Origin of the sequence: Agromyces sp. Root81 (assembly GCF_001429165.1) — a bacterium.
GTDB lineage: Bacteria > Actinomycetota > Actinomycetes > Actinomycetales > Microbacteriaceae > Agromyces.
Map to the genome: position 1 here is coordinate 551,344 of NZ_LMIR01000004.1, position 25,550 is coordinate 576,893.

Here is a 25,550-nt window from a genome sequence, read left to right on the forward strand (position 1 = left end):
AGGAACCGGAGAGCTGTCTCCGGGCGTAGGCTCAGCCTGTGACGGAGCACCCGGAACGCCGTCGGCGAGGACGCCCCCGCGGGGCCAACGCGGGCGACACCCGCGCGCGCATCCTGGCCGCCGCGACGGCCGAGTTCGCAGAGCACGGCTACGAGGCGGCGTCGATGCGCGCGATCGCCCGCCGGGCGGACGTCGATCCCGCGTTGGTGCACCACTACTTCGACGGCAAGCAGGCGCTCGTCGCCGAGGTCGTCGAGGTGCCGCTGCGTCCTGAGCGGGTCGTGCGGGAGGCGCTCGCCGCCCCGATCGAGGAGCTCGGCGGACGCCTGGTGCGCGCGGTGCTCACGGCGTGGGACTCCGGTGCCGTTCGACCTGCCGCCGTGGCGGCACTGCGCTCGGCGATCGGGCAGGGGCCGGTCGCCAGGATGCTCCGCGAGTTCCTGCGCCACGAGATCATGCAGCGCATCGCCACCGCGCTGGGCGATGCCGATGATGCCGACCTTCGGGCGGAACTCGCCGCCTCGCAGCTCGTCGGGGTCATCATGGTGCGCTACGTGCTCGAGTTCGAGCCGGTCGCGTCGGCCGACATCGAGGAGCTCGTGCGCCGGGTCGGCCCGGCCGTGCAATGGCACCTGACCGGGAGTCCTGAATCGCTTGACAGCGCGGCGCCGTCGGCGAAGGATTCGGCACATGATGAATAACTCGGATGCCACGGCCCACGCCGCATCCGGCGCCGCGGTCATCGTGGAGGACCTGACCGTCGTCCGCGGGGGCGCAACGGCGCTCGATCGGCTCTCGCTCGCCGTGCCGCGCGGGCACGTCATCGGCCTGCTCGGCCCGAGCGGCAGCGGCAAGACGACCCTGATGCGCGCGATCGTCGGCGTGCAGCTCGTGAAGTCGGGCACGATCGAAGTGCTTGGGCTGCCGGCGGGCAGTCGGGCACTCCGCACCCGCATGGGCTACGTGACCCAGCAGGCGAGCGTGTACGACGACCTCTCGGTGCGGCAGAACCTCGCCTACTTCCGGCGCATCATCGGCGCACCGGCATCCGATATCGACCGCGTCGTCGAACGCACCGACCTCGGCTCGGTCGCCGGCCGGCTCGTCGGGTCGCTCTCGGGCGGCCAGCGCAGCCGCGTCTCGCTGGCCGCGGCACTCCTCGGCGACCCCGAGGTGCTCGTGCTCGACGAACCCACGGTCGGCCTCGACCCCGTGCTGCGCGTCGAGCTCTGGGGGCTGTTCCGCAGCCTCGCCGACGACGGCGCGACCCTGCTCATCTCGAGCCACGTCATGGACGAGGCGAAGCGCTGCGACCGGCTGCTGCTCCTCCGCGACGGTCGGCTGCTCGCCGACGACACCGTGCGGGGCCTGCTCCGGGTCACCGGCACCGACGACGTCGAGCAGGCCTTCCTCCGCCTCATCGAGCGGGGCGAGCCCGACCTGCGCCCGACGACCGAGACGGAGACGGAGACGGAGCGATGACCCTCAGCCGCACCTTCGCGACCACCGGCCGGGTGCTCGGCCAGATCCGCCACGACCACCGCACCGTCGCCCTCCTCCTCGTGGTGCCGAGCCTGCTCATCGGCCTCGTCGCCTGGATCTTCGTCGACACCGACGTCTTCACCGACATCGGCCCCGCGATGATCGCCCTCTTCCCGTTCATCGTCATGTTCCTCGTGACGAGCATCTCGACCCTCAGGGAGCGTCGCAGCGGCACCCTCGAACGACTGCTCTCGATGCCGATGGGCAAGGGCGACTTCATCCTCGGCTACGCCCTCGCCTTCGGCCTGCTGGCCGTGTTCCAGACCGCGATCGCCGTCTCGTTCGCCGTGTGGGTGTGCGGACTCGAGATCGAGGGGTCGATCTGGCTCCTCTTCGCCGTGGCGGTCGCCGACGCCCTGCTCGGCACCGCGCTCGGCCTCCTCGCGAGCGCGTTCGCGCGCTCCGAGTTCCAGGTCGTGCAGTTCATGCCGCTCATCGTCTTCCCGCAGATCCTGCTCGGCGGCATCTTCATCCCCCGCGACCAGCTGCCCGCCGCCCTCGAGGCGATCAGCGAATGGCTGCCGCTGAGCTTCGCGATCGACGCACTGCAGGCCGTCGCCGCCGACTCGGAGAGCGCCGCCTGGATCACGGCGAAGATCCTCGTGATCGCGGCGTGGATCGTCGGCTCGATCGTGCTCGGATCGATCACGCTGCGTCGCCGCACGGCCTGATCGACGACGAGGGGCGGATGCCACGCGGCATCCGTCCCTCGTCGGATCTGCGAGCTAGGCGCCGAGCACCCGGTCGAGGTACGGATTCGCGAAACGCCGCTCGGGGTCGAGCTCGTCCCGCACCCGCAGGAAGTCGTCGAAGCGCGGATACACCTCGCGCAGCGACTCGGCGTCGCGCGTGTGCATCTTGCCCCAGTGCGGGCGTCCGCCGTAGCCGCGCATGATCGCCTCGACCGCGGCGAAGTACTCGGTCGGGTCCTCACGGTAGTAGCGGTGCACGGCGATGTAGCCCGACTCGCGGCCGTGGGCCGTCGAGAGCCAGTTGTCATCGGATGCCGCGGCGCGCACCTCGATCGGGAAGCTGATGCGCCATCCCTTCCGCTCGATGAGGTCGCGCACCTCGCGCATGGCCTCGGGCACCGCCGCGAGCGGCACCGCGTACTCCATCTCGCGGAACCGCACCGTGCGGTTCGTGATGTACACCTTCGGCGAGAAGTCGGCGAAGTCGCGGTCGCCCGTGAGCTTCTCGACCTGGCGGGCGAACACCGGCACGACCCCCGGGGCGACCGTGCCGAGCGCGCAGACGCCGCGGTACGCGCCGTTCGCGAGCAGTTCGTCGTCGACCCAGCGCGAGAGACGCCCGAGCGGACGCCGAGGAGCATCGCCCGGCAGCCGGGTGTTCGTCTTCGTGAGGGCCGCCTCGGTGTGCGGGAACCAGTAGAACTCGAAGTGGTCGGCCGCGCGCACGCGCTCCTCCCAGCCGTCGAGCACCTCGCCGAGCGGCTCGGGCTTCTCGACGGCGTGCAGCACGTACCGCGGCACGAGCTGCAGCGTCACGTCGACGAGCACGCCGAGCGCACCGAGGCCGAGGCGCACAGCAGGCAGCAGCTCGGAGCGCTCGGTCTCGCTCACGGTGATGAGTTCGCCCGTGCCGGTCACGAGGCGGGCGGCGACGATCTGGGTGGCGAGCCCGCCGAACCCGAGGCCCGTGCCGTGGGTGCCGGTCGAGGTCGCACCCGAGATCGTCTGCCGGTCGATGTCGCCCATGTTCGCGAGCGCGAGCCCGTACGGCGCGAGCAGCTCGGGCAGCTCGTGCAGCCGGGTGCCGGCGCCGAGGGTGACCCGGCCCGTCGCGACATCCGCGTCGATGACTCCCGAGACGCCGGTCATGTCGAGCTGCACGCCCGGCGCGACCGCGATGCCGGTGAAGCTGTGGCCCGAACCGACGGGCTTGATCGGCAGGCCGGATGCCGCGGCCGCCGTGACCGCCCGCTGCACCGCCTCGGCACTGGCCGGACGCTCCACGCGAAGGGGCCGCACCGACTCCGTGCGACCCCAGTTGCGCCAAGTGGCTCCGGTCGCGGTCACAGGGACTCCTCGGTTCGCTTCACGTGCCAGATGGCTCCCGTCGCGGTCACGGGGACTCCTCATTTCGAGCCGCATCGCGACCCGCGCTCACGTGCCAAGTGGCTCCGGTCGCGGTCACAGGGACTCCTCGGTTCGCTTCACGTGCCAGATGGCTCCCGTCGCTGTCACAGGAACGCCTTCCCTTCTCCCCGATACGTCGGGATGGTATCGACGACTTCGCCCGCATCGACCAGGGCGAACTCGTTCAGGTGCTCGGCCAGCTCGCCCGACTTCGTGTGGCGCAGCCAGACGCGGTCGCCGACCTTCATGCGGCGGGCGGCGTCGCCGCTCACCGGGGTCTGCACTTCGCCGGCCATCTCGCGCGACTCCATCACGAGGCCCTCCGGCCACACGATCTTCGGCAGCCGGTCGCCCGCGGGCGGGCCGGAGGCGACCCAGCCGCCGCCGAGGATCGTCGCATGATCGCGGCTCGGGCGCCGCACGACGTCGAGCGCCCATGCGGCGGCGGGTGCCGGCGTGAAGTGCTGGTAGCCGTCGAAGAGGTGCCCGCCGAAGATGCCGGATCCGGCCGCGATCTCGGTCACCGAGGCATCCGCCGCCGTGGCCTCGAGCGAGCCGGTGCCGCCGCCGTTGACGAACTCGAGCTCGGCGATCTCGCGCACCGCGGCGACCGCGCGGCCGCGACGTTCGCGCAGCTCGGGCATCGATCGCGACTGCATCCAGCGGTTCACGGCGCCGTCGACGGGTCGGCCTGCGGGCTGGTTCACGACACCGGCGATCTGCGCCTCGTAGGCCATCATGCCGACGAGTTCGAACCCGGGGCGCTTCACGATGTACGCGGCGAGCGCGGCGGCGTCCTCCGGCGCGTGCACGGGCGACCGGCGCACACCGAGGTGGCCGAGCACCGGCGCGTTCCACGACGCGTCGAGCTCCAGGCACACCCGGATCGACTCGCGCTTGCCGGGCGGCAGCACCGCGTCCACGAGATCGAGCTGCGCCGGCGAGTCGACCATGAGGGTCACCCGCTTCGCGAGCTCGGGGTCGCTCGCGAGCCGGCGGATGGCCGCCCGCTCGGCCGTCGGGTACCCGACCACGACGTCGTCGACGGTCGCGGCGAGCCAGAGCGCCTCGGCGAGCGTGTACGCGAGCACGCCGTGGTAGCCGGGCATCGCGAGCAGCGCTTCGACGATGCCGCGCACGCGCAGCGACTTTGAGGCCACGCGGATCGGCGTGCCGTGCGCCCGGCGGAGCATGTCGAGGGCGTTGTGGCGCAGGGCCCCGAGGTGGAGGGCGCCGACGGGCGCGTCGAGGTGCGCGGTGGCGGCGGTCAGCGACGGCCAGTACCGCTCGGGCCGCAGCCAGTCGGAGGCATCCGATGCCGGGGTGCCGGTCTTGTGCAGGTCGATCGTCATCAGCGCACGCTCCTGACCCGGGCGACGGCGAAGGCGCCGGCGAAGGAGAACGCCGCGCCGAGCAGGAAGACGAGCATGAACGAGCCCGACACGACCACCGCTGCTGCGCCGATCATCGGCGCGATCGCCTGCGGCACTGCCGAGGCGATGTTCATGATGCCGAGGTCCTTGCCGCGCGAGGCGGCGTCGGGAAGCACCTGCGTCGCGAGGGCCTGGTCGACCGAGAGGAAGCAGCCGTAGCCGAGGCCGAGGAGCCCCGCGCCGATCATGGCGACGGTGAGGTCGGGGAAGAGCCCCAGCATCAGCGCGGCGAGACCCTGGAGGCCGGAGGCGATGAACACGAACATCTTGCGGCGCCCGAGCTTGTCGGAGAGCTTGCCGAGGATGAGGGAGGCGAGGATCACGAACACCATGTAGATGAGCGTGAGCACGATGAGGTCGTCTTCGGCGTTCTTGTCGTTCAACTGGAACATCAGGAAGTAGAGCAGCAGGCTCGTGCCGAGCGCGTTGCCGACCGAGACGAGCACCCGGCTGAGCAGCGTCCAGCCGAAGTCGGGGTGCTTGCGCGGGCTGATCCAGAAGCCGGTGAGGATGCTCTTGGCCGTGACGCGCACCCGCTCGGTCGGCGCGAGCGGCTGGTCGGGGCGGAAGAGGAACGGCACGGCCAGCACCACGAGCACGACCGCGAGCAGGATGTAGCCGAGCGAGGCGTCGGTGACGAGCTCGGTCACGAGCACGAGTCCGACGATGATGCCGACCGCCTGCGGCGCCGACATCCAGCCGGAGACGAAGCCGCGCTGGTTCACGGGCACCTGGTCGGAGATCGTCGCGGTGAGCGCTGCGGTCATGATGCAGAAGCCGACGGATGCCGCGACCCACGTCGCCCCGATCGCCCAGATCTCGGTCTGCTGGCCGAGCACGACGAGCGACAGTCCGAAGACGACCGCGCCGATCGCGATCCATGGGCGGCGACGGCCGAACCGCGATGTGGTGCGGTCGGAGAGGGCGCCGGTCAGCGGATACGCGATGATCGTCGCGATCGCGGCGATGCCCGAGATGATGCCGAACGCGACGACGCTGTCGACCCAGTTCTCGGGGTGGAGCTGCGCGTCGATCTGGGCCGGCAGCAGCAGCTGCACCGGGGTGAGCTGCGCCATCCAGATGCCGAGCCAGACGGTCGCGAACGACGCGATCCAGCCGGCGGAGACGCGGCGGACCGGCTCGCCGAGTGCGGCGGTCGTGGGTTGCTCCGCCTGGGGGGCGGAATCGAGGCTCGTCATCGGGGCTCGGCCATTCTCGAAAGGGCGTCGGCGGCCGCATGTGCGACCGCCTGTGCGACGTCGTCGTCGCGGGTGACGAGCCACGTGAGGGTGAGCCCGTCCGTGAAGGCGATGAGCACCCGTGCGACCTGCTCGACGGGAGTGCTCCACACGACGCCGGCGAGCTCCGCCGCGGCCGAGAGCGATCGGGCGCCGAGCTCGGTGTACCGGGCGTACTGCGCGACGGCGAGCGGATGCCGCTCGGGCGAGCGCAGCGCGTACTGGGTGAGCTCGAGCATCGCCTGCTCGTGCTCGGGATCGGCACGGAGGTGCTCGAAGTAGCGCAGCAGGCCGGCCTCGAGCATGTCGCGGATGTCGTGCCCCTGCAGGTCGTCGGGCAGCACCGCCTCCTGCTCGCGGGCGACGACCGTCGTGATGAGCTCGTCGATGAGCTCATCGCGCGAGTCGAACGCGTAGTGGAAACTCGCGAGCGACATGCCCGCTTCGGCGACGATCGCCCGAGTCGTGGCATGCGCGATACCGCGCTGCGACACGACTCGGAGCGCCGCCTGCACGAGTGCTGCGCGCCGCTCTGGGGCGGGAATGCGGGCCATGCGACTCCTCTCGACACCATCGACGACTGAAGTGGGACGATCGTCCCAGTCGCATCAGTATGCACGAAAACCGTTACGCTCGCAGCATGCGCCTCGGAGTCCTCGATGTCGGTTCCAACACGGTGCACCTGCTGGTGGTGGAGGCGCACCCTGGCGCGCGCCCCATTCCCACAGCCTCGCACAAGTCCGTGCTGCGCCTCATGCGCTACCTCGAGCCCGACGGCGCCATCAGCGCCGAGGGCGTCGCCGCCATCCTGACGGCGGTGGGCGGTGCGGCATCCGCTGCTCGCGAGGCGGGCATCGAGGAGCTGCTCGCCTTCGCGACCTCCGCGATCCGCGAGGCGGCCAACGGCGAGGCCGTGCTCGACCTCGTCGAACGCGACACCGGGGTGCGCCTGCAGGTGCTCTCGGGTGACGACGAGTCGCGCCTCACCTACCTCGCCGTGCGCCGTTGGTACGGCTGGTCGGCCGGGCGCCTGCTGCTCTTCGACATCGGCGGCGGTTCGCTCGAACTCGCCCAGGGCAACGACGAGGTGCCGGATGTCGCGCGGTCGCTCCCCCTCGGCGCCGGGCGATCGACGATCTCGTTCCTGCCCGACGACCCGCCCTCGCCCGCGCAGGTCGCGCGCCTCCGCGCCCACGCCAGGGAGGTGCTCGCCGAGGCCGTCGAGCCGTTCAAGGCCCTGCCGTCGCCGAACCACGTCGTCGGCTCCTCGAAGACGATCCGCTCGCTCGCCCGGCTCGCCGGCAGCGTCGAAGACGGATTCGGCGACACCGAGCGCAGCATCCTCACCCGCGACGGACTCGACGACTGGACGCCGCGGCTCGCGCGCATCCCCGCCGATGCCCGGCCGGCGCTGCCCGGCATCACCGCCGACCGCACGTTCCAGATCGTCGCCGGCGCGGTGGTGCTCTCCGAGACGATGCGCGCCTTCGGCGTCGACGAGCTCGAAGTCTCGCCGTGGGCACTCCGCGAGGGGCTCATCCTCCGGCGGCTCGACCGGCTCAGCTGACGCGGTCTCTCGACGCGGTCGTCCGACGGGGTCGCCTGGGGGCCGCCACCTGTGGTCGCCATTTCGGACACGCCCCGGATCGATCAGGAATGGAGAAGCGCGGAGCCGGCGCATCCGCCTAGCCTGAGATCGACGCCCCGCCCATGCGGCGGCAACGATGAGAACCCCCGAAGGGAGCACGACGATGGCAACGACCGACACGTCCGGAGGGCTCAGCAAGGAAGAGCGCGACGCCGTCAAGCAGCGCGCCAAGGAACTCCGCGACCAGGAGAAGGCCGGCAAGAACCGCGCGGCCGGTGACAAGGCGGTGCTCGACGCCATCGCCGAGATGGAGCCTGCGGACAGGTCGCTCGCCGAAGGGCTCTACAAGGTCGTCACCGAGGTCGCACCCGACCTCATGCCCAAGACGTACTACGGCATGCCCGGCTTCGCGAACGCCGAAGGCAAGATGGTCGTCTTCATCCAGGCGGCCGCGAAGTTCAAGACCCGCTACGCGACCATCGGCTTCGAGGATCGGGCGAACCTCGACGACGGCGACCTGTGGCCCATCGGCTTCGCGGTCCGCAACTGGACGCCGGCGGTCGAGCAGCAGGTCACCGAGCTCGTACGGAGGGCCGTCGGCTGACGACCATCGGGCGCCCGAGCGGTCGTCGGGGGCGGCGCACCTTCGCGGTGCTCCCGCTGGGATTCGAACCCAGACTGAGGCGATTTTAAGTCGCCTGCCTCTGCCGATTGGGCTACGGGAGCGCGGCGCCGCCCCGAAGGGCGGCGCCGCGTCACAGCATAGTCAGGGGTCGTCGCTACTTGGCGGCGACCGCCTCCTTCTTGGTCGAGCTCTCCGCCTTCGCGGCAGGCTCGGCAGCCGGGGCCGGGGCCTCGACCGCCGGCGGCTTCGGACGCGCGGCGAACAGCTCGAACTGGGCGCGCGGCTGCTGCACGGCGCTCAGCGAGACGATGTCGCGGCCGAGCCAGAAGTTGTTCCACCAGCCCCAGAACACGCGGAACTTGCGCTCCCAGCTCGGGATTGCGAGGCCGTGGTAGCCGCGGTGTGCGAACCAGGCGATGAGGCCCTTCAGCGCGATCTTGCCCGACTGGAAGACACCCGAGCCGACGCCGAGACCGGCGACGGCGCCCATGTTCTTGTGGAAGTACTGCTTCGGCTCCTCGCCGCGGAGCACCGCGACGATGTTCTTGGCGAGCAGCTTGCCCTGACGCACCGCGTGCTGGGCGTTCGGCACGCAGTAGCCGCCGACGCCGCCGCCCGTGAGGTCGGGTACCGCGGCGATGTCGCCTGCGGCCCAGGCGTCGGCCACGAACTCCTCGTCGTCGCCGATGCGCAGGTCGGCGCGGGCCTTGATGCGGCCGCGCTCCTCGACGGGGAGGTCGCTCGAACGCACGATCGCGGGGTTCGCCATGACGCCGGCGGTCCAGACGATGAGATCGGTCTCGAAGCTCTCACCCGTCGACAGCTCGATGACGCCGTCGACCGCGCTCGTGAGCTGCGTGTCGAGGTGGATCTCGGCCCCGCGCTGGGCGAGGTGCTTGATGACCCAGTGGCTCGTCTCGAGCGAGACCTCGGGCATGATGCGGCCCATCGCCTCGATGAGGTGGAAGTGCGTCTCGTCGAAGGTGAGCTGCGGGTAGTACTCGAGCAGCGAGCTCGCGAAGGAGCGGAGCTCGGCGAAGACCTCGATGCCCGCGAATCCGCCGCCGACGACGACGAAGGTGAGCAGGCGCTCACGCTCGGGGCCGGGGGGAAGGTTCGAAGCCTTGTCGAAGTTCGTGAGCACGCGGTCGCGGATGGCGACGGCCTCTTCGATCGACTTGAGGCCGATGGCGTTGTCGGCGATGCCCGGGATCGGGAAGGTGCGCGAGACGGCGCCGCCGGTGACCACGACGACGTCGTAGTCGAACTGCCACGGCTCGCCCAGCTCGGGCGTGATCGTCGCGGTCTTGGCCGCGTGATCGATGCGCGTGACCTTCGCGGTCACGACGTTGGTCTTCTTCAGGTGCCGGCGCTGCGCGACGACGGAGTGCCGCGGCTCGATCGAGCCCGCAGCGACCTCGGGCAGGAACGGCTGGTACGTCATGTACGGCAGCGGGTCGACGATCGTGACCTCGGCCTCGCCGGCACGCAGCCACTTCTCGAGCTTCCACGCCGTGTAGAACCCCGCATAGCCACCGCCGACGATGAGAATCTTGGGCACGGTGAATGGACTCCTCAGTTTTGGAACGTGCGGGCTGATTTGCGTGCGATCACTGCTCGCGAATGCGGACAGTCCGCCTGGTATGCCGAGTGGCGCCGATGCCCAACAGCGCTGCTAGCGTACCAAACCCTGCGACGAGTGAGAGCGGCACGGTGATGTAGGCGAGGGTCCACTGCGTCGGAAGCAGCGTCTGCCCTCCGTCCGACTGCGGCAACGGCGGGTCCGCCACCGGCACGACCGGTTGCAGCTCGCCGCTGTGCTCGGGCGTCTCGACCTCGGCACGACGGTGCAGCGTGATCCAGTCGGCGAGCGACCCGAGCGGGTTCTCGTCGACCTTCGGCACCTCCGCCTCGAGCGCGGCGACCGGGTCGATCAGGCCGTAGCCGTAGAGCGCGCTCGGCACCGTCTGGCCGTTGGGGTCGGCGGTCTCGATGAGCCGGTTGATGACGTTCGCGGCATCGAGCTCGGGATACTCGGACCGGATCTGCGCCACGAGGCCCGACACGATCGGCGCGGCGCCGCTCGTGCCGTTCCAGAGCACGTAGCCGCCGTCGGGAAGCAGCCCCACGAGGTCCTCGCTCGGTGCCGCGACGGCGATCGTGATGCCCTGCGAGCTCGCGTCGAGACTGGCGTTCTTGTCGGTGTCGACGCCGGCGACCGTCAGCACACCCGGAATCGTGGCGGGCGCACCCACCTGGGTCGTGCCGCTGCCGCGGTTGCCCGCGGCGGCGACGACCACGACGTCGTTCTCGAACGCATACATGAACGCGTCGTCCCAGCTCTCGGGCCAGTCGGGGGTGTTGCGGGTCAACGACATGTTGATCACGTCGGCGCCGTTGTCGACCGCCCAGCGAACGGCTTCGGCGATCTGGTCGTCGTTCGACTTCACCGCACCGGTGTCCTGGCCGAATGCCACCGACACGGTCAGCAGGTCCGCCTCGGGCGCGGTCCCGATCATGCCGTTGCCCTCACCGGTGCCACGACCGGCGAGGAGGCCGGCGACCATCGTGCCGTGGTTCTGGTCCTCGCCCACCGGCGTCTGCCCGTCGGGACTGCCGAGGCCCGAGACATCCGTGCCGCCGACGACCGCGCCACGGAGTTCGGCGACGTTGCCGTTGACGCCCGTGTCGATGATGGCGACCGTGACGCCCTTGCCGCGCGAGGTGTTCCACGAGGTCGTGAAGCCGTAGTCGGTGAGCCAGTACTCGTAGTCGCGCACGGGATCGGCATGCGCGGCGCCGGCTCCGGCGAGGGCGAGCATCGTCGCGGTGGCGAGCGTCGCCGTGGCCCGCACGACGAACGCCAGCGGCGTGCGGGCGCGACCGGTGCGCCCCGGACGCGCTGGGCGTTCGGGGCGACTCGGGCGCGGCCGCTGGTTCACCCGGCGGACCCCTCGACGGCCTCCGCGGGCGCATCCCCGGCAGCGGGCGCCTCGTCGACGCCGTAGTCGGGGCATCGGCAGACGTCGGGCGACCAGGTCGAGCGCTCGAGTGCGATGTCGCCCATCGGGTTGATCCCCGGGCCGGCCGCGAGCGAGTGCGCGACGAGCGCGTGCAGGCACTTGACGCGCGTCGGCATGCCGCCCGCCGAGATGCCCGCGAGCTCGGGCACGACGGCGATCGACTCGCGGTCGGCGAGGTAGTCGCGGTGGGCGCGGCCGTAGGCCTCGGCGACCTCGGCGTCGCTCGCCAGCAGCTCGGAGCACTCGACCATCAGCTGCGCGGCCTCGAGGAACGACATCGCGGCGGTCGCCGCCGGGTGCGAGAGGTAGTAGAAGGTCGGGAACGGAGTGCCGTCCGACAGGCGCGGCGCCGTGGCGACGACCGTCGGCGCTCCGCACACGCAGCGGGCGGCGATGCCCACGACGTCGCGGGCCGGGCGCCCGAGCTGCGCCGAGACGATGCGCACATCGCGCTCGCTCACCTGTTCGAAGGGCGGGCGGGTCATCGGATCTCCTCGGCTGCGGGAACGGCGGGCGGTGTCGTGGGGGCTGGGGGCTCTGTTGCGGGATCGGCGGGCGGTGCGGCCTCGGGCGCGAGCCCGGCGGTCAGCACCGAGTCGAGGAGGGTTCGCATCCAGTCGCCCTTCGATTCGGTCACCTCGGCCGAGACCTCGGCCGTGGCATCCGTCTTCGCCGCTTCCGTTCGATCGTCGATGACGAGGTAGCTCACCTCGCCCGGCATCACGTAGTCGAGGCGCTCCCGCGCCTGGGTCACGATGAAGGTGTCGTCGTTCCAGCGCTCGCGTTCATCGCGGAGCCGCTGCACCTCCTCCTCCTGAGCGGAGACGGCGGCGCGAAGCTCGGCGATCTGCTGCCGTTGCTGTGCGTACGCCGCGATCGTCGGCGCCAGCACCACGACGGCGAGCACGAGCACTCCCATCATGATGAGGGAGAAACCTGAGAATCGGATGCCGCTGAGCCAGCCTGCCCCGGCGGCGGCACCCTGCTGGGCCGGAGCCCGCCCTGCGGCCGACTTCGCGGACTTCTCCGGTTTGGCGCCTGCGGACGACTTCGCGGGGCCGCTCGACTTCGCGGCGCCGTTCGACGTCGCGGCCGACGTCGACTTCGCGGCCGATGTCTTCGAGCCCGTCGTCTTCGATCCCGCACCCGACGCAGCGGGGCCGCGCTTCGCGGCCGGCTTCGGCGTCGGTACGGATGGACGTCGTGGGGTGCGGCCGGAGCGACCGGTGTCGTCTCGCATCGCCCCTCCTCATCGTCCAACCCGGAAGAACGATGACGGGGGCGGCCACTCGGCCGCCCCCGTCACGCGTGATGCTGTCTAGGCCGTGTAGCGGGGGAACGCCGTGCGGCCGGCGTACACCGCGGCCTCACCGAGTTCCTCTTCGATCCTCAGAAGCTGATTGTACTTGGCGACTCGCTCGCTCCGGGCGGGCGCGCCAGTCTTGATCTGACCGCAGTCGGTCGCGACGGCGAGGTCGGCGATCGTCGTGTCCTCGGTCTCACCCGAACGGTGCGACATGACGGCCGTGTAGCCCGAGCGCTGCGCGAGCGTCACGGCGTCGAGGGTCTCGGTCAGGGTGCCGATCTGGTTCACCTTGACGAGGATCGAGTTGCCGGTGTGCTTCGCGATGCCTTCGGCGAGGCGCTTCGGGTTGGTGACGAACAGGTCGTCGCCGACCAGTTGCAGCTTCGTGCCGAGCTCGGCGGTGAGGGCGGCCCAGCCGTCCCAGTCGGACTCGTCGAGCGGGTCCTCGATCGACACGAGCGGGTACGCGGCAGCGAGCTCGGCATAGTACGCGTTCATCTCGGCCGAGGTGCGGTCCTTGCCCTCGAACTTGTAGACGCCGTTCTCGTAGAACTCGCTCGCCGCGACGTCGAGGCCGAGCGCGATGTCGGTGCCGAGCGTGAATCCGGCCTTCTCGATCGCCTCGGAGATGAAGTCGAGCGCCGCGCGGTTGTGAGCGAAGTCGGGAGCGAAGCCGCCCTCGTCGCCGAGGCCGGTCGACAGACCCTTGGCCTTCAGCAGGCTCTTGAGGGCGTGGTAGGTCTCGACGCCCCAGCGGAGGCCCTCGGAGTAGCTCGGCGCGCCGATCGGCAGCACCATGAACTCCTGGATGTCGACGCCGGTGTCGGCGTGCGCGCCGCCGTTGATGATGTTCATCATCGGCACGGGCAGTACGTGGGCGTTGGGTCCGCCGAGGTAGCGGAAGAGCGGCAGGTCGGCCGAGTCGGCGGCGGCCTTCGCGACCGCGAGGCTCACGCCGAGGATGGCGTTGGCGCCGAGGCGGCTCTTGTTCTCGGTGCCGTCGGCCTCGATGAGGGCGGCGTCGACGAGGCGCTGGTCGGCGGCGTCGAGGTCTTCGATGGCGGGGCCGAGGTCGTCGAGCACGGCGTCGACGGCCTTCTGCACGCCCTTGCCGAGGTAGCGGTCGTTGTCGCCGTCGCGCAGCTCGTACGCCTCGAACGCACCGGTCGATGCGCCGGAGGGCACCGCGGCGCGGGCCAGCGAACCGTCGTCGAGCAGCACCTCGACCTCGACGGTCGGGTTGCCGCGCGAGTCGAGAATCTCGCGTGCGCCTACAGCTTCGATGATTGCCACAGTGAACTCCTCTGTGATGGGTGGGTGTGCAGCGGACGACTCCGTCGTGATCCGGTGTCAGTCTAGTAATGCTCACGACTGGCGTTCATCCCGGCCGGACGAGCTGCCCGCCCGCCGCGAGTTCGGAGATCCGCATGATCTCGGAGTGCTTCGGGCACCGGCACCCGAATGCGCGCAGTTCTCCGATGCTGTGCGAGCGGCAGCGAGTGCGGCGCGTAGGCGCCGCACTCGCGTGTGAGCTACGCGGAGAGGTCGCGGAACGCGAGCGACGCGGCATCCGCCGTCTCGGCGCCGACCGACGCGAACGCGTCGAAGCCGTCGGCGGTCACGCGGTCGAGCAGGGCGCGCAGGTTCTTGACGCGGCGCTCGAGACGAACCCGCGAACCGGATGCCACGAGCTCGCCCTTCAGCTCGAGCAGGCGCCCGGCCGGGACATCCGCGTCGTAGACGAGCACGACCGCGCGCGGGCGCTCCTCGTCGCGCACGGCGAGCAGGTCGACGATGCGCTCGAAGCCGATGGAGAAGCCGCACGCGGGCACCTCCTGGCCGAGGAAGCGACCGATCATGCCGTCGTAGCGGCCGCCGCCGCCGAGCGAGTAGCCGTAGTCGGGGTGGGCGATCTCGAAGATCGTTCCCGTGTAGTAGCCCATGCCGCGCACGAGGGTCGGGTCGAACTCGATGGCCGCGTCGGGCAGCGCTGCGCGCAGTGCGAGCAGGTCGGCGTAGGCCTCGCTGTCGAGCCACGAGGGCGTGGGCTGCGACGCCTGGCGATCCGCGAGGTGCCAGTCGGCGGTGGTCAGCGCCTCGAGTTCGGCCGCGACATCCGCATCGCCCGTGACGATGCCGAGCTCGGCGAGCTCCGCCGCCACTCCCCCGGTGCCGATCTTGTCGAGCTTGTCGATCGTGATGAGCGCTCGTTCGCGCAGCTCGTCGGGCACGCCCCATGAGCCGAGGATGCCGGCGAGGATGCGCCGGTCGTTCAACCGGATCGTGCAGCCCGAGAGCCCCAGCGCGTCGAGCGTCGCGACCGTCGCGGTGAGCAGCTCGAGCTCGGCGAGCGCACCCGCCTCGCCGATGATGTCGATGTCGCACTGCACGAACTGGCGGTAGCGCCCCTTCTGCGGGCGCTCTGCGCGCCACACCGGCGCGATCTGGATCGAGCGGAACACGGGCGGCAGCGCGGCCCGGTGCGTCGCGTAGAACCGGGCGAGCGGCACCGTGAGGTCGTAGCGCAGGCCGAGGTCGGCGAGCGAGAGGGCGTCGCCGGATGCCGCGGCGCGAGCGAGGTCGTCGGCGCCGAGTCCGCGCTTCATGACGGCGAACGCGAGCTTCTCGTTGTCGCCGCCGAGTCCGGCGTGCAGCCGCGAGGAGTCCTCCATGACCGGCGTCTCGATCTCGTCGAAGCCGTGCGCCGCGTACACCCCGCGGATCACGCCGAGGGCGTGCTCGCGACGGGCCTTCTCGGCGGGGAGGAAGTCGCGCATGCCGCGCGGAGGGGTGACGGATGCAGCCATGCCGACCATTCTTCCAGCACGCGGGCGTCGATCGCGGCGCGGGCCGGCCGGTCGCCGTTCGCACCTAGCCCGCGTCGAGCTCGATGCCCTTCGCCGCAGCAGCCCGGCGCAGCGCGTCGGCCTCGTCGATGCCGACGGCGAGGTAGATCCGCAGGCCGTCCGCGTCGTCGCGCACGAGGTACTCGACGTCGCTCGTCACGATCAGTTCGTCGCTCGCATCGAGGTAGCTCCAGCGCACGCGGACCATCGAGATGACGTCGGTGAGCGCGCTCACGGCGCGCAGCTCGGGCACGATCGATTCGAAGCCGAGCCGGCGGTAGAGCGGATACGACGACGAGAGCCCGGTCGCCATGTCGGCGCGGCTCTCGAGCGCCCCGGCGAACTCGTCGGTGATCACCATGCCCGGCAGCCCCCAGAGGCGTGCGGTGGCGTCGGCGTCGAAGTCGCGCTGCGCCGCCGCGTAGACGTCGAAGAACTCCTCGAGCCGCCAGTCCTCGATGCCCATGGCTCCCCCTTCGGCGGCGTTTCGTCCGACGGTACGCCCGCGCCGCGAGTTCCGCGAGCCTTCGCCGGCTGCGATTCAGGCGTCGCCGGGCGCCTCGGCTGCGCGCACCTCGGCTTCGAGGGCGCGCACGGCGGTGCGCAGCGCCCGCTCGGCGTCGAGGCCCTGCGAGCGAGCGGATGCCACGAGCCCGAGCAGCACCCGGCCGAGCTCGTCCTCCGTGGCGGGCGCGAGCGCCGCGGGAGCGGGCGCCGCGGGAGCGGGCGGTGCAGGAGCGGCCGACGCGGGCGCCGAGGCATCCGTCACGCCCACCTTCTCGGCCTTGCCGAGCACTTTCTGCGCGAGCGCGAGGGCCGGCATGCCGCGCGGGATGCCGTCGAGCACGCTCGTGCGGTGCGGCTTCTCGTCGGCCTTGAGGTCGTCCCAGAAGGCGACGACGTCGGCGGCGGTCTCGGCCTCGCGATCGCCGAAGACGTGCGGATGCCGCGACACCATCTTGGCCGTCATGTGCCGCGCGACGTCGTCGATGTCGAAGCGCTCGCCGTCGGCGTGTGCGGCGAGGTCGGCGTGGAAGAGCACCTGGTACAGCACGTCTCCGAGCTCTTCGATCATCTCCTCGCGACTGCCCGACTCGATCGCGTCGATGAGCTCCCAGCTCTCCTCGACGAGGTACTGAACGAGGCTCTCGTGCGTCTGCTCGGCATCCCAGGGGCAGCCGCCCGGAGCACGGAGCAGGGCCACGGTGTCGATGAGTTCGTCCAGTCCGGGGTGCGCTGCGCTCATACCGGCAGCCTAGGTGCACACCCGACGCGACGGCGTCGGCCGAACGCCCTCAGTGCACGACCGCGAGCAGCACGCCGACGGCGATGAACAGCGCCCCGAAGACGCCGTTCAACGCGCGCTGGCCGCGCACGGAACGGGTGAACCGCCGCATGCTGTGCGCCGCCGCCGCGAAGAAGCCCCACATCACGATCACGTCGACGACCACGACGGTCAGGCCGACGATCAGGTACTGCGGAAGGAGCGGCAGATCGGGCCGGATGAACTGCGGCAGGAACGCGAGGAAGAAGACGATCGCCTTGGGGTTCAGGAGGTTCACCCAGAGACCCCTGCGGAACATCGACCAGCGCGACTCGGAGCCCGCCGTCGGCGCCGGCCGTGAGGCATCCGCTTCGCCGTCGTCGGCATCGGAGGGCGGCTGCGGCTTCGCGAGCAGTTGCCGGATGCCGAGGTAGACGAGGTAGGCGGCGCCCGCGTAGCGGATGACCTCGAATGCGACCGGCGATCCGGCGACGACGACTCCGACGCCGGCGGCGACGATCAGGATGTGCACGATGAGGGCGGTCTGCTGGCCGAGGATGCCCCAGATCGAGCGACGGAAACCCACGTTCAGGGAGTTGCCCATCGTGTTGATCGCGCCCGCGCCCGGGGTGAAGCTGATGACGAAACAGGCAGCGAGGAGCGTCGCCCAGAGCGAGAGTGTCACCGCACCAGCGTAGGCGCGGCAACCGGTCGCGAACGCGCATCGCCCGTAGACTGGCCCGAGGAGCGCCGGGAAGTCTGGTCGGCCGACGGGAGACCGTCGTCACTCACCGTCGACGTCGCAGCCCTGCTCCGCGCAGCTCGTGCACGCGATCTCCGAACTGGAGTCCCACACATGAACTTCCTCCGCTCCGAGCGCTGGGCCGCCGCCCTCCTCCTCATCGCCGCCGTGCTCGGCCTCCTGGTCGCGAACCTGTCGTTCGGGCCGGCGCTCATCGAGCTGAAGAACGCGCACATCGACCTGCCATGGCTCGGCCTCGACCTCTCGGCCGGCCACTGGATCAGCGACGGCCTGCTCGCGGTCTTCTTCTTCATCGTCGCGGTCGAGCTGAAGCGCGAGCTCGTCATCGGCGAGCTCAACAGCCTGTCCAAGGCCCTGCTGCCGGCGATCGCCGCGATCGGCGGGGTCGTCGTGCCGGCCCTCATCTTCTTCGCCTTCACGGCGGGCACCGAGACGGTCGACGGATGGCCCATCCCCACCGCGACCGACATCGCCTTCGCACTCGGGGTGCTCGCCATGTTCGGCACCTGGATCCCCACGCGCGTGCGCGTGTTCCTCCTCGCCCTCGCGGTGCTCGACGACCTCATCGCGATCCTGATCATCGCGTTCTTCTTCACCGCCGACGCGAACCTCGCGTCGATCGGATTCGCGGGCATCGCGATCGCGCTGTTCGGCGCGGTGAGCCGCATGATGAAGCCGCGCTCGGCGTGGATCCTCTCGCGCAGGCCGCAGTGGCCGATCGCGCTGGTGCTGATCGTGCTCGGTGCGCTCGCCTGGTACTTCGTCTACCAGTCGGGCGTGCACGCGACGATCGCGGGCGTCGCCCTCGGCCTCGTCATGGCGCGTCGCCCGGGCGGCCGGGCGGTACACGCGCTCGAGCCGTGGTCCAACGGCGTCATCCTGCCGCTCTTCGCCTTCTCGGCGGCGATGGTCGCCGTGCCGCAGGTGCAGCCGAGCGAGCTCGACCCGGCGTTCTGGGGCATCCTCATCGGGCTGCCGGTGGGCAAGATCATCGGCATCATGGTGGCGGGCGGCCTCGGCGCACTCGTCGCGCGACGCCGCTCGGGCACGCCGCTCACCCTCGGCGACCTGTTCGTCGTCGGCGCGCTCGGCGGCATCGGGTTCACCGTGTCGCTGCTCATGAACGAGCTCGCCTTCGTCGGACTGCCCGAGGTCGCCGACGAGGGCACGCTCGCGGTGCTGCTCGGCTCGGGCGTCGCGATCGTCGTCTCAGCCGTCGTCGTGAGCCTGCGCTCGCGTCACTACAAGCGGCACGGCGGCCACGCCGGCGTCGGCGGGGCGTTCTCGCGCTGAGCGCGTGCCAGACTCGAACGATGAGCGACAGCACGCCCGCCGCCCGGTTCCTTCGCGCCGAACTCCAGGAGACCCGCCGTCGGGGGCTCGGCAAGGCCTGGCACACCGCGCTGCTCATCGCGGGCGAGGCGACAGGTCTCGGTGGGCCGTCGATCGCCGATCTCGTCGTCCTGCGCACGAGCACCGATGCTCCGGTGATCCGCACGCGCGCCGGGTCGCTCGATGAGGCTGATGCCCTGCTGCGTGCGATCAACGCCGACCTCGAGCGCATGTCGGTCGAGGAGTTCCTCGCCGAGTGGGGTCACCTGAAGGTCTAGCCGGCGGCCCCGTCGACGATCTTCGTCACGATCTCGGAGATCTGCGCAGGTTCGGGTCCGCCGGTCGGCTCGGCTCCGAAATCGCGCAGATCTCCGAACCTGTGGCGGCGCCTCGACGCCGCGGGCGGACTCAGCTGCCGGAAGCTGCGGCTGACGCCTGCCCCGGCGCATCCGCCGCCGGCGCCTCCGGGATCGGGAAGATCGCGATGATCAGCCGCGACACCCAGTCGATGAGGTCGGCATCGCTCGGCAGTTCGCCGTTCGTCACGGGGAACGGCACGAGGATCACGTCGTTCTGGGCGAAGTGCTTGGCCCCCGGGTACATGCGCTCGAGGCGCACGCGGCGCGAGTCGGGGATGTTCGCGGGTGCGATGCGCAGCTTCGAGCCCGTCGCGATGACGTCGGAGAGCCCCGCCCGCTGCGCCTCCCGACGCAGCCGCGAGATGGCCACGAGGTGCTTGACCTGCTCGGGCGGTTCTCCGTACCGGTCGACGAGCTCGTCGACGACCTGGTCGATCTGGCCGTCTTTCGCGGCCGGGCCGCTCGCGGCCGAGAGCTTCTGGTAGGCCTCGAGTCGCAGCCGCTCGGAGTCCACGTAGTCCTCGGGGATGTGCGCGTCGACGGGCAGCTCGAGCCGGAGCTCGGTCTGGCCGGTCGCCACATCGCCGCGGAATGCGGAGACCGCCTCGCCGATCATGCGCAGGTAGAGGTCGAAGCCGACGCCCGCGATGTGACCGGCCTGCTCGGCGCCGAGCAGGTTGCCCGCGCCTCGGATCTCGAGGTCCTTCAGCGCGACCTGCATGCCGCTGCCGAGCTCGTTGTTGGCCGCGATCGTCGACAGGCGGTCGTGCGCGGTCTCGGAAAGCGGCTTCGCCGGGTCGTAGAGGAAGTACGCGTACGCCCGCTCGCGACCACGACCCACACGGCCGCGCAACTGGTGCAGCTGCGAGAGGCCGTACTTGTCGGCCCGGTCGATGATGATCGTGTTGGCATTGGAGATGTCGAGGCCGGTCTCGATGATGGTCGTCGAGACGAGCACGTCGAACTTGCGCTCCCAGAAGTCGACCACGATCTGCTCGAGCACGTGCTCGTTGAGCTGGCCGTGGGCCACGGCGATGCGCGCCTCGGGCACGAGCTCGGCGAGCTGGGCTGCGACGCGGTTGATCGACGACACCCGGTTGTGCACGAAGAAGACCTGGCCTTCGCGCAGCATCTCGCGCCGGATCGCCGCACCGACCTGCTGCTCGGAGTACGGCCCCACGAAGGTGAGAATCGGGTGCCGGTCCTCGGGCGGCGTCGCCAGCGTCGACATCTCGCGGATGCCGGTGACCGCCATCTCGAGCGAACGCGGAATCGGCGTCGCGCTCATCGCGAGGATGTCGACGTTCGTCTTCAGCTTCTTCAGCGCGTCCTTGTGCTCGACGCCGAATCGCTGCTCCTCGTCGATGATGACGAGGCCCACGTCCTTGAACTTCACCGTCTCGGTGAGGATGCGGTGCGTGCCGATCACCAGGTCGACCGTGCCGTCGGCGAGCCCCGCGATCGTCTCGCGCGCCTCCTTGTCGGTCTGGAACCGGCTGAGCGCGCGCACGTGCACGGGGAAGCCCGCGAACCGCTCGCTGAAGGTCTCGAAGTGCTGCTTGACGAGCAGGGTGGTCGGCACGAGCATCGCGACCTGCTTGCCGTCTTGGATCGCCTTGAACGCGGCGCGCACTGCGACCTCGGTCTTGCCGAAGCCGACGTCGCCGGCGAGCAGACGGTCCATGGGGATCGACCGCTCCATGTCGGCCTTGACCTCGTCGATGGTCTGCACCTGGTCGGGCGTCTCGGTGAACGGGAACGCCTCTTCGAGCTCGTGCTGCCACGGGGTGTCGGGCCCGAATGCGTGCCCCTTCGACGCCATGCGCGCCGAGTAGAGCTTCACGAGCGAGACGGCGATGTCGCGCACGGCCTTGCGTGCACGCCCCTTGGCCTGCGCCCAGTCGCTGCCGCCCATCTTCGAGAGCGACGGCGCCTCGCCGCCGACGTAGCGCGAGAGCAGGTCGAGCTGGTCGGTCGGCACGAAGAGCCGGTCGCCGGCATGCCCGCGCTTCGACGGCGCGTACTCGATGACGAGGTACTCGCGCACCGCAGTGGGCTGCTGCTGGATGCCCGCGGTGCGGCTCGGACCGGTCGGCCGCGCACCGGTCGCGACCTCGCGCTGCACCATCTCGATGAACTTGCCGATGCCGTGCGTCTGGTGCACGACGAAGTCTCCGGCCTTCAGCTGCAGCGGGTCGACGACGTTGCGGCGCCGGCTCGCGAGCTTCTTGCCCTGACGGGCGTCGTACCCGGCGGCGCGCCCGTAGAACTCCGACTCGGCGATGAGCCCGAGTTTGACCGCCGGCACCTCGTAGCCGTGCGCGGCGTCGGCCTGCACGAGATAGGCCACGCCGGCTTCGAGTTCGGCGGGCACCGCGTCGACGAGCCGGGCCGCGAGTCCCGCCTCAGCGAGCACGTCGCGCGCCCGCTCGACGAGACCGTGACCGGCGGATGCCACGACGAGCGCCCACCCGTCGCGCAGGCGTTCGGCCGCATGATCGACGGCGCCGGCCACGTTGCCCTGGAAGCTCGGCATCGCGTTCGCCGCGAGGCGCACGGTCGCGGATGCCCCGGTCAGGTGCGCCTCGGCCTCGCCGCCCGCAGCGGCGACGATCTCGGCGGCGTCGCCCATGTCGAAGCCCGAGAAGTTCCACCACACGCGCTGCGGGTCGGGCTCGCCCGGCGCGCTGAACAGCGCGGCATCCCGAAGCCGGCGCACGGTGAGGAAGTCACCGGCCGCGAGGTCGATGGGCGCGGCGGCGCCGACGGTCGCGGCGTTCCATGCCGCGGCGAGGAACTCGCGGTTCGTCTCGCCGAGGTTGACCGCACGGCCGGCGACCCGCTCGGGCTCGAGCACGGCGATCGCGGCGCCCCGCGGCAGGTAGTGCGAGAGCGGCACGAGTCGTTCGAGCAGTGCGGGGGCCAGCGACTCCATGCCCTCGACCGGGATGCCCTCCGAGACCTTCTCGAGCAGCCCCGCGAGGCTCGGGAACTCGTGCACCATCTCGCGGGCGCGCTGCCGCACCGGCTCGGTGAGCAGCAGCTCGCGACTCGGGGGGAGGGTCACGCGCTCGACGACGTCGGGCAGGGAGCGCTGGTCGGCGACCGAGAACGCGCGCAGCTCCTCGACCTCGTCGCCGAAGAACTCGACGCGCACCGGGTGGTCGGCGGTGGGCGGGAACACGTCGAGGATGCCGCCGCGCAGTGCGAACTCGCCGCGGCGGGCGACCATGTCGACGCGCGCATACGCGAGATCGACGAGCTGCACGGCGAGGTCGGCGAGGTCGTACCCGCGCCCGCCGGCGACGAGCTCGATGGGGTCGAGCGCCGCGAGGTTGTCGGCGAGGGGCTGCAGTGCGGCGCGCACCGAGGCGACGACGACGAGCGGATGCCGCGAGCCGTCCGCAGCCCAGTCGTGCATGCGCCTCAGGGCATGGAGCCGTCGGCCGACCGTCTCGGCCGAGGGACTCAGCCGCTCGTGCGGCAGCGTCTCCCATGCCGGGAACTCGATGAGCTCGGCATCGGGCAGGTACGGCGCGAGCGAGGCGCGCAGCGACTCGCCCTCGCGACTCGTGGCGGTGATGACGAGCAGCGCGGGCGGCAGGCCGGCCTCGCTGCGGCGCTGAAGCAGGCCGGCGAGGAGCGGGGCGTCGAGACCGGCCGGCGCCGAGAAGTCTGCGTTCCGCTGGGCTTCGGCGAGCGCTGCATCGACGGTTTCGGCACGCGAAAGCGCCGTGAGAAAGCCCTGGAGGTTCACCCGTCGAGTCTACGCGGCGCATCCGACAGGCCTCACTCAGGCTGGTTTCGAGACGCTCGCTTCGCTCGCTCCTCAACCCGCAAGTATCGGTGCCGGCCGATACGATGGGCGCCGCAGACGAAACGCCAGGAGGCCCTCCGCAATGATCACCGCCGCCGCCGACGGATCCGCCCTCGGAAACCCCGGCCCAGCAGGCTGGGCCTGGTACGTCGACGACTCCTGCTGGGCGGCCGGCGGGTGGAAGCACGCGACCAACAACCAGGGCGAGCTGAAGGCCGTGCTCGAGCTCTTCCGCGCGACGGCGCACCTCGACGAGGAGCTGCTCGTGCAGTGCGACAGCCAGTACGTGATCAACTCGGTGACGAAGTGGATGCCCGGCTGGAAGCGCAAGGGCTGGCGCAAGGCCGACGGCAAGCCGGTCATGAACGTCGAGCTGCTGCAGGAGATCGACGAGGCCATCGCCGGCCGGCGATACCGCTTCGAGTGGGTGAAGGGCCACATCGGCCACCCGCTCAACGAAGCGGCCGACACGCGTGCCCGCGCCGTCGCCGAGGCCTACCAGCGCGGCCGCGAGGTTCCGGCGGGCCCCGGGTGGAGCAGTGACTGCGAAGACGGCACGCCGGCACCGGTGCAGGCTGCCCGCGAGACGGCATCGTTCGACCCCGGCGCCCCGGTCGACCTCGGCGCACCCGACTTCGTGGTCGCCGAGCCCGAGCTCGACGACGCGCTGTTCAGCCTCGACGAGGAACCCGAGGCCTGGCACAGCGTCAGACTCGAGCTCTCCACCGAAGAGATCGACCGCCTGCGCGTTCGCGCCCAGGCAGTGGGGCTGTCACCAGAGGAGTTCCTCCGCGGGCTCATCTGATCGCCGGGTTCCGGCTGTCGCGCGATCGGGCCGCGCTCAGCGCGCGACCGGCGTCCGATCAGCTCGGCGCGTGGAATCGCTGCTGGGCCGCCACGAGACCGTCGCTCGCGACCGCCTCGACGGCGTCCGCGGCATCCGACAGCAGGTTCGGCAGGGCCGCGCGCTCGGTGCTCGAGAAGTCCTTGAGCACGAAGTCCGCAGCGTCCTGACGCCCGGGCGGGCGGCCGATGCCGACGCGCACGCGCAGGAACGGCGCGGCATCCGTCGCCTTCTGGATGTCGCGGAGGCCGTTGTGCCCGCCGTGCCCGCCGCCCTGCTTCAGTCGAACGGTGTCGAACGGCAGGTCGAGCTCGTCGTGCACGACGATGAGCTGCTCGGGGGTCAGCGAGTAGAACTTCAGGAGCGCAGCGACCGGCCCGCCCGAGGTGTTCATGTAGCTGTTGGGCTTGGCGATCACGAGCTTCGGGCCGCCGGGGCGGAGGAAGCCCTCGGCCACGCGCGACGGCGTCTTGTGGCTCTTGAAGGGCGCGCCGATGCGCTCGGCGAGCTCGTCGGCGACCATCTGGCCGACGTTGTGCCGGTTGCCGGCGTACTGGGCCCCGGGGTTGCCGAGGCCGACCACGAGCCAGGTGTTCTGGGGCACGGCGTCGTCCTTCCGGCGCGGGCGCAGCAGGTCGAGGATTCCCATCGAGCCTCCGAGCGTGTGTGGAACGGGCGAGGCCCCGCGCCCCGCAGTCCGAGCGTACCCGGATGCGGGAGGCGGGGCCCCGTCGCGGTGGTTCGAGTGCTACTCGGCCGACTCGGCGGCGGCGGCCTCTTCGGCTGCGGCTTCCTCGGTCGTCTCGCCCTCGGCAGCGGCCTCAGCGGCCTCCTCGCCGAGGTCGACCTTCTGGGGCGTGTGCACGTTGATGACGAGCGCCTCGGCGTCGGTGAGGAGCGTCGCGCCCTTGGGCAGCACGATGGCGCCGGCGTGGATCTGGGTGCCCTCTTCGAGGCCATCGACGCTGACGACGACGTTCTCGGGGATGTGGGTCGCCTCGACCTCGAGCGACAGCGTGTGCAGGTCGAGGTCGGCGATCGTGCCGGCGGCGGTCTCGCCCTCGACGTGCACGGGGACCTCGACCTGGACCTTCTCGCCCTTCTTGATGACGATGAGGTCGAGGTGCTCGATGACCTGGTGCACCGGGTCCTTCTGCACGTCCTTGACGAGGGCGAGCTGGCTCTTGCCGTCGATCTGCAGGTCGAGCACGGCGTTCGCCTTGCGCAGGATCAGGCCGATCTGGTGCGCGGGCAGCGCGACGTGCTGCGGGTCGGTGCCGTGACCGTAGACGACGGCGGGGATCTTGCCGGTGGCGCGCAGCTTGCGGGCAGCGCCCTTGCCGAACGATTCGCGGATGTCTGCGACGACCTTGTTGTCTTCGTCCATGATGTCTCTCCTTGCGGGCTCGCGGCCCAGATCGTGTGTCTGTTGTTTTCGACTCGAACGCGCGCAGTCGAACTGCGCAGAAGC

Annotated in this window: 24 protein-coding genes and 1 tRNA gene; 8 read left to right on the top strand and 17 right to left on the bottom strand. The window is 70.8% G+C overall.

Translation table 11 applies throughout. The annotated features are described in order from the left end of the window. Nucleotides 1-38: 38 nt before the first annotated feature. The 3 genes from ASE14_RS19420 to ASE14_RS19430 are packed head-to-tail and all read left to right on the top strand — an operon-like array spanning nt 39 to nt 2,213. Complete coding sequence (locus ASE14_RS19420; protein WP_235511493.1) at nt 39-701, top strand: TetR family transcriptional regulator; 663 nt, start codon at nt 39-41, stop codon at nt 699-701. Next, nucleotides 691-1,482 (top strand): ABC transporter ATP-binding protein, encoded by a 792-nt coding sequence (locus tag ASE14_RS19425; RefSeq protein ID WP_056658973.1) that lies wholly within the window; start codon nt 691-693, stop codon nt 1,480-1,482. The genes ASE14_RS19420 and ASE14_RS19425 overlap by 11 nt, the downstream gene beginning before the upstream one ends. Further along, entirely contained in the window at nt 1,479-2,213 is a 735-nt protein-coding gene (locus ASE14_RS19430; RefSeq protein WP_056658976.1) for an ABC transporter permease, read from the top strand. Before ASE14_RS19425 ends, ASE14_RS19430 begins: the two co-directional genes overlap by 4 nt. A 54-nt stretch (nt 2,214-2,267) precedes the next feature. Here the strand turns inward: ASE14_RS19430 and ASE14_RS19435 are convergent, their stop codons facing one another. From ASE14_RS19435 to ASE14_RS19450, 4 genes are all read right to left on the bottom strand, one after another. Continuing rightward, nucleotides 2,268-3,581: a D-arabinono-1,4-lactone oxidase gene (locus ASE14_RS19435; RefSeq protein WP_056658979.1), complete on the bottom strand. Its 1,314-nt coding sequence runs from the start codon at nt 3,579-3,581 to the stop codon at nt 2,268-2,270. A gap of 164 nt (nt 3,582-3,745) precedes the next feature. Next, a complete protein-coding gene (locus ASE14_RS19440; RefSeq protein ID WP_056658982.1) occupies nt 3,746-4,993 on the bottom strand; it encodes an amino acid deaminase/aldolase in 1,248 nt (415 codons plus the stop codon). Then, complete coding sequence (locus ASE14_RS19445) at nt 4,993-6,273, bottom strand: MFS transporter (protein WP_056658985.1); 1,281 nt, start codon at nt 6,271-6,273, stop codon at nt 4,993-4,995. The genes ASE14_RS19440 and ASE14_RS19445 overlap by 1 nt, the downstream gene beginning before the upstream one ends. Further along, nucleotides 6,270-6,866 carry a TetR/AcrR family transcriptional regulator gene (locus tag ASE14_RS19450; RefSeq protein WP_082601081.1) on the bottom strand — a complete coding sequence of 199 codons (597 nt, stop codon included), beginning with the start codon at nt 6,864-6,866 and terminating at the stop codon, nt 6,270-6,272. The genes ASE14_RS19445 and ASE14_RS19450 overlap by 4 nt, the downstream gene beginning before the upstream one ends. An 86-nt stretch (nt 6,867-6,952) precedes the next feature. Between ASE14_RS19450 and ASE14_RS19455 the strand changes: the two genes are divergently transcribed. Next, nucleotides 6,953-7,879 (top strand): Ppx/GppA phosphatase family protein, encoded by a 927-nt coding sequence (locus ASE14_RS19455; protein ID WP_056658988.1) that lies wholly within the window; start codon nt 6,953-6,955, stop codon nt 7,877-7,879. Between the two features lie 184 nt (nt 7,880-8,063). Further along, on the top strand, nt 8,064-8,504 hold the full coding sequence (locus tag ASE14_RS19460) for an iron chaperone (RefSeq protein WP_056658990.1): 441 nt from the start codon (nt 8,064-8,066) through the stop codon (nt 8,502-8,504). 48 nt (nt 8,505-8,552) lie between these two features. Here ASE14_RS19460 and ASE14_RS19465 read toward each other — a convergent pair. The 10 genes from ASE14_RS19465 to ASE14_RS19510 all read right to left on the bottom strand — a co-directional run bounded on the left by ASE14_RS19465 (nt 8,553) and on the right by ASE14_RS19510 (nt 17,649). Then, nucleotides 8,553-8,626: transfer RNA gene (locus tag ASE14_RS19465), tRNA-Leu, on the bottom strand. Nucleotides 8,627-8,679: 53 nt separating this feature from the next. Next, complete coding sequence (locus ASE14_RS19470) at nt 8,680-10,086, bottom strand: NAD(P)/FAD-dependent oxidoreductase (protein WP_056658992.1); 1,407 nt, start codon at nt 10,084-10,086, stop codon at nt 8,680-8,682. Between the two features lie 49 nt (nt 10,087-10,135). Further along, nucleotides 10,136-11,467 carry a S8 family serine peptidase gene (locus tag ASE14_RS19475; protein WP_235511494.1) on the bottom strand — a complete coding sequence of 444 codons (1,332 nt, stop codon included), beginning with the start codon at nt 11,465-11,467 and terminating at the stop codon, nt 10,136-10,138. Beyond that, the gene (locus ASE14_RS19480) at nt 11,464-12,033 is read right to left on the bottom strand and encodes a DUF501 domain-containing protein (RefSeq protein ID WP_056658995.1); all 570 of its coding nucleotides are present in this window, start codon (nt 12,031-12,033) and stop codon (nt 11,464-11,466) included. Before ASE14_RS19480 ends, ASE14_RS19475 begins: the two co-directional genes overlap by 4 nt. Then, complete coding sequence (locus ASE14_RS21320; protein WP_235511495.1) at nt 12,030-12,788, bottom strand: septum formation initiator family protein; 759 nt, start codon at nt 12,786-12,788, stop codon at nt 12,030-12,032. The genes ASE14_RS19480 and ASE14_RS21320 overlap by 4 nt, the downstream gene beginning before the upstream one ends. Nucleotides 12,789-12,866: 78 nt before the next feature. Then, nucleotides 12,867-14,147 carry a phosphopyruvate hydratase gene (gene eno / locus ASE14_RS19490; RefSeq protein ID WP_056658998.1) on the bottom strand — a complete coding sequence of 427 codons (1,281 nt, stop codon included), beginning with the start codon at nt 14,145-14,147 and terminating at the stop codon, nt 12,867-12,869. Nucleotides 14,148-14,386: 239 nt separating this feature from the next. Beyond that, entirely contained in the window at nt 14,387-15,661 is a 1,275-nt protein-coding gene (gene hisS / locus ASE14_RS19495; protein ID WP_056659409.1) for a histidine--tRNA ligase, read from the bottom strand. 64 nt (nt 15,662-15,725) lie between these two features. Beyond that, on the bottom strand, nt 15,726-16,166 hold the full coding sequence (locus ASE14_RS19500; protein WP_056659001.1) for a hypothetical protein: 441 nt from the start codon (nt 16,164-16,166) through the stop codon (nt 15,726-15,728). 75 nt (nt 16,167-16,241) lie between these two features. Continuing rightward, nucleotides 16,242-16,946, bottom strand: coding sequence for a MazG family protein (locus ASE14_RS19505; protein ID WP_056659004.1), 705 nt, complete (start codon nt 16,944-16,946; stop codon nt 16,242-16,244). A 49-nt stretch (nt 16,947-16,995) separates the two neighbouring features. Continuing rightward, on the bottom strand, nt 16,996-17,649 hold the full coding sequence (locus ASE14_RS19510) for a LysE family transporter (protein ID WP_056659006.1): 654 nt from the start codon (nt 17,647-17,649) through the stop codon (nt 16,996-16,998). Between the two features lie 171 nt (nt 17,650-17,820). On the opposite strand from ASE14_RS19510, the gene ASE14_RS19515 reads away from it, so the two are divergent. Beyond that, nucleotides 17,821-19,020 carry a Na+/H+ antiporter NhaA gene (locus ASE14_RS19515; RefSeq protein ID WP_056659009.1) on the top strand — a complete coding sequence of 400 codons (1,200 nt, stop codon included), beginning with the start codon at nt 17,821-17,823 and terminating at the stop codon, nt 19,018-19,020. Nucleotides 19,021-19,040: 20 nt separating this feature from the next. After that, on the top strand, nt 19,041-19,337 hold the full coding sequence (locus ASE14_RS19520) for a hypothetical protein (RefSeq protein ID WP_056659012.1): 297 nt from the start codon (nt 19,041-19,043) through the stop codon (nt 19,335-19,337). Nucleotides 19,338-19,467: 130 nt separating this feature from the next. On the opposite strand, the gene mfd is transcribed toward ASE14_RS19520, so the two are convergent. Continuing rightward, nucleotides 19,468-23,175: a transcription-repair coupling factor gene (gene mfd / locus ASE14_RS19525; RefSeq protein WP_056659015.1), complete on the bottom strand. Its 3,708-nt coding sequence runs from the start codon at nt 23,173-23,175 to the stop codon at nt 19,468-19,470. Between the two features lie 142 nt (nt 23,176-23,317). On the opposite strand from mfd, the gene ASE14_RS19530 reads away from it, so the two are divergent. Next, entirely contained in the window at nt 23,318-24,040 is a 723-nt protein-coding gene (locus ASE14_RS19530) for an RNase H family protein (protein ID WP_056659018.1), read from the top strand. Between the two features lie 58 nt (nt 24,041-24,098). Here ASE14_RS19530 and pth read toward each other — a convergent pair whose 3' ends face one another. Then, complete coding sequence (gene pth / locus ASE14_RS19535; protein WP_056659021.1) at nt 24,099-24,728, bottom strand: aminoacyl-tRNA hydrolase; 630 nt, start codon at nt 24,726-24,728, stop codon at nt 24,099-24,101. A 99-nt stretch (nt 24,729-24,827) separates the two neighbouring features. After that, a complete protein-coding gene (locus ASE14_RS19540) occupies nt 24,828-25,466 on the bottom strand; it encodes a 50S ribosomal protein L25/general stress protein Ctc (protein ID WP_056659023.1) in 639 nt (212 codons plus the stop codon). Nucleotides 25,467-25,550: the final 84 nt, after the last annotated feature.

Coding starts and splice junctions, on each gene's coding strand:
- ASE14_RS19425 (WP_056658973.1), top strand. CDS start 691: ATGATGAATAACTCGGATGCCACGGCCCACGCCGCATCCGGCGCCGCG.
- ASE14_RS19430 (WP_056658976.1), top strand. CDS start 1,479: ATGACCCTCAGCCGCACCTTCGCGACCACCGGCCGGGTGCTCGGCCAG.
- ASE14_RS19440 (WP_056658982.1), bottom strand. CDS start 4,993: ATGACGATCGACCTGCACAAGACCGGCACCCCGGCATCGGATGCCTCC.
- ASE14_RS19445 (WP_056658985.1), bottom strand. CDS start 6,273: ATGACGAGCCTCGATTCCGCCCCCCAGGCGGAGCAACCCACGACCGCC.
- ASE14_RS19450 (WP_082601081.1), bottom strand. CDS start 6,866: ATGGCCCGCATTCCCGCCCCAGAGCGGCGCGCAGCACTCGTGCAGGCG.
- ASE14_RS19455 (WP_056658988.1), top strand. CDS start 6,953: ATGCGCCTCGGAGTCCTCGATGTCGGTTCCAACACGGTGCACCTGCTG.
- ASE14_RS19460 (WP_056658990.1), top strand. CDS start 8,064: ATGGCAACGACCGACACGTCCGGAGGGCTCAGCAAGGAAGAGCGCGAC.
- ASE14_RS19480 (WP_056658995.1), bottom strand. CDS start 12,033: ATGACCCGCCCGCCCTTCGAACAGGTGAGCGAGCGCGATGTGCGCATC.
- ASE14_RS21320 (WP_235511495.1), bottom strand. CDS start 12,788: ATGCGAGACGACACCGGTCGCTCCGGCCGCACCCCACGACGTCCATCC.
- hisS (WP_056659409.1), bottom strand. CDS start 15,661: ATGGCTGCATCCGTCACCCCTCCGCGCGGCATGCGCGACTTCCTCCCC.
- ASE14_RS19500 (WP_056659001.1), bottom strand. CDS start 16,166: ATGGGCATCGAGGACTGGCGGCTCGAGGAGTTCTTCGACGTCTACGCG.
- ASE14_RS19505 (WP_056659004.1), bottom strand. CDS start 16,946: ATGAGCGCAGCGCACCCCGGACTGGACGAACTCATCGACACCGTGGCC.
- ASE14_RS19515 (WP_056659009.1), top strand. CDS start 17,821: ATGAACTTCCTCCGCTCCGAGCGCTGGGCCGCCGCCCTCCTCCTCATC.
- ASE14_RS19520 (WP_056659012.1), top strand. CDS start 19,041: ATGAGCGACAGCACGCCCGCCGCCCGGTTCCTTCGCGCCGAACTCCAG.
- ASE14_RS19530 (WP_056659018.1), top strand. CDS start 23,318: ATGATCACCGCCGCCGCCGACGGATCCGCCCTCGGAAACCCCGGCCCA.
- pth (WP_056659021.1), bottom strand. CDS start 24,728: ATGGGAATCCTCGACCTGCTGCGCCCGCGCCGGAAGGACGACGCCGTG.
- ASE14_RS19540 (WP_056659023.1), bottom strand. CDS start 25,466: ATGGACGAAGACAACAAGGTCGTCGCAGACATCCGCGAATCGTTCGGC.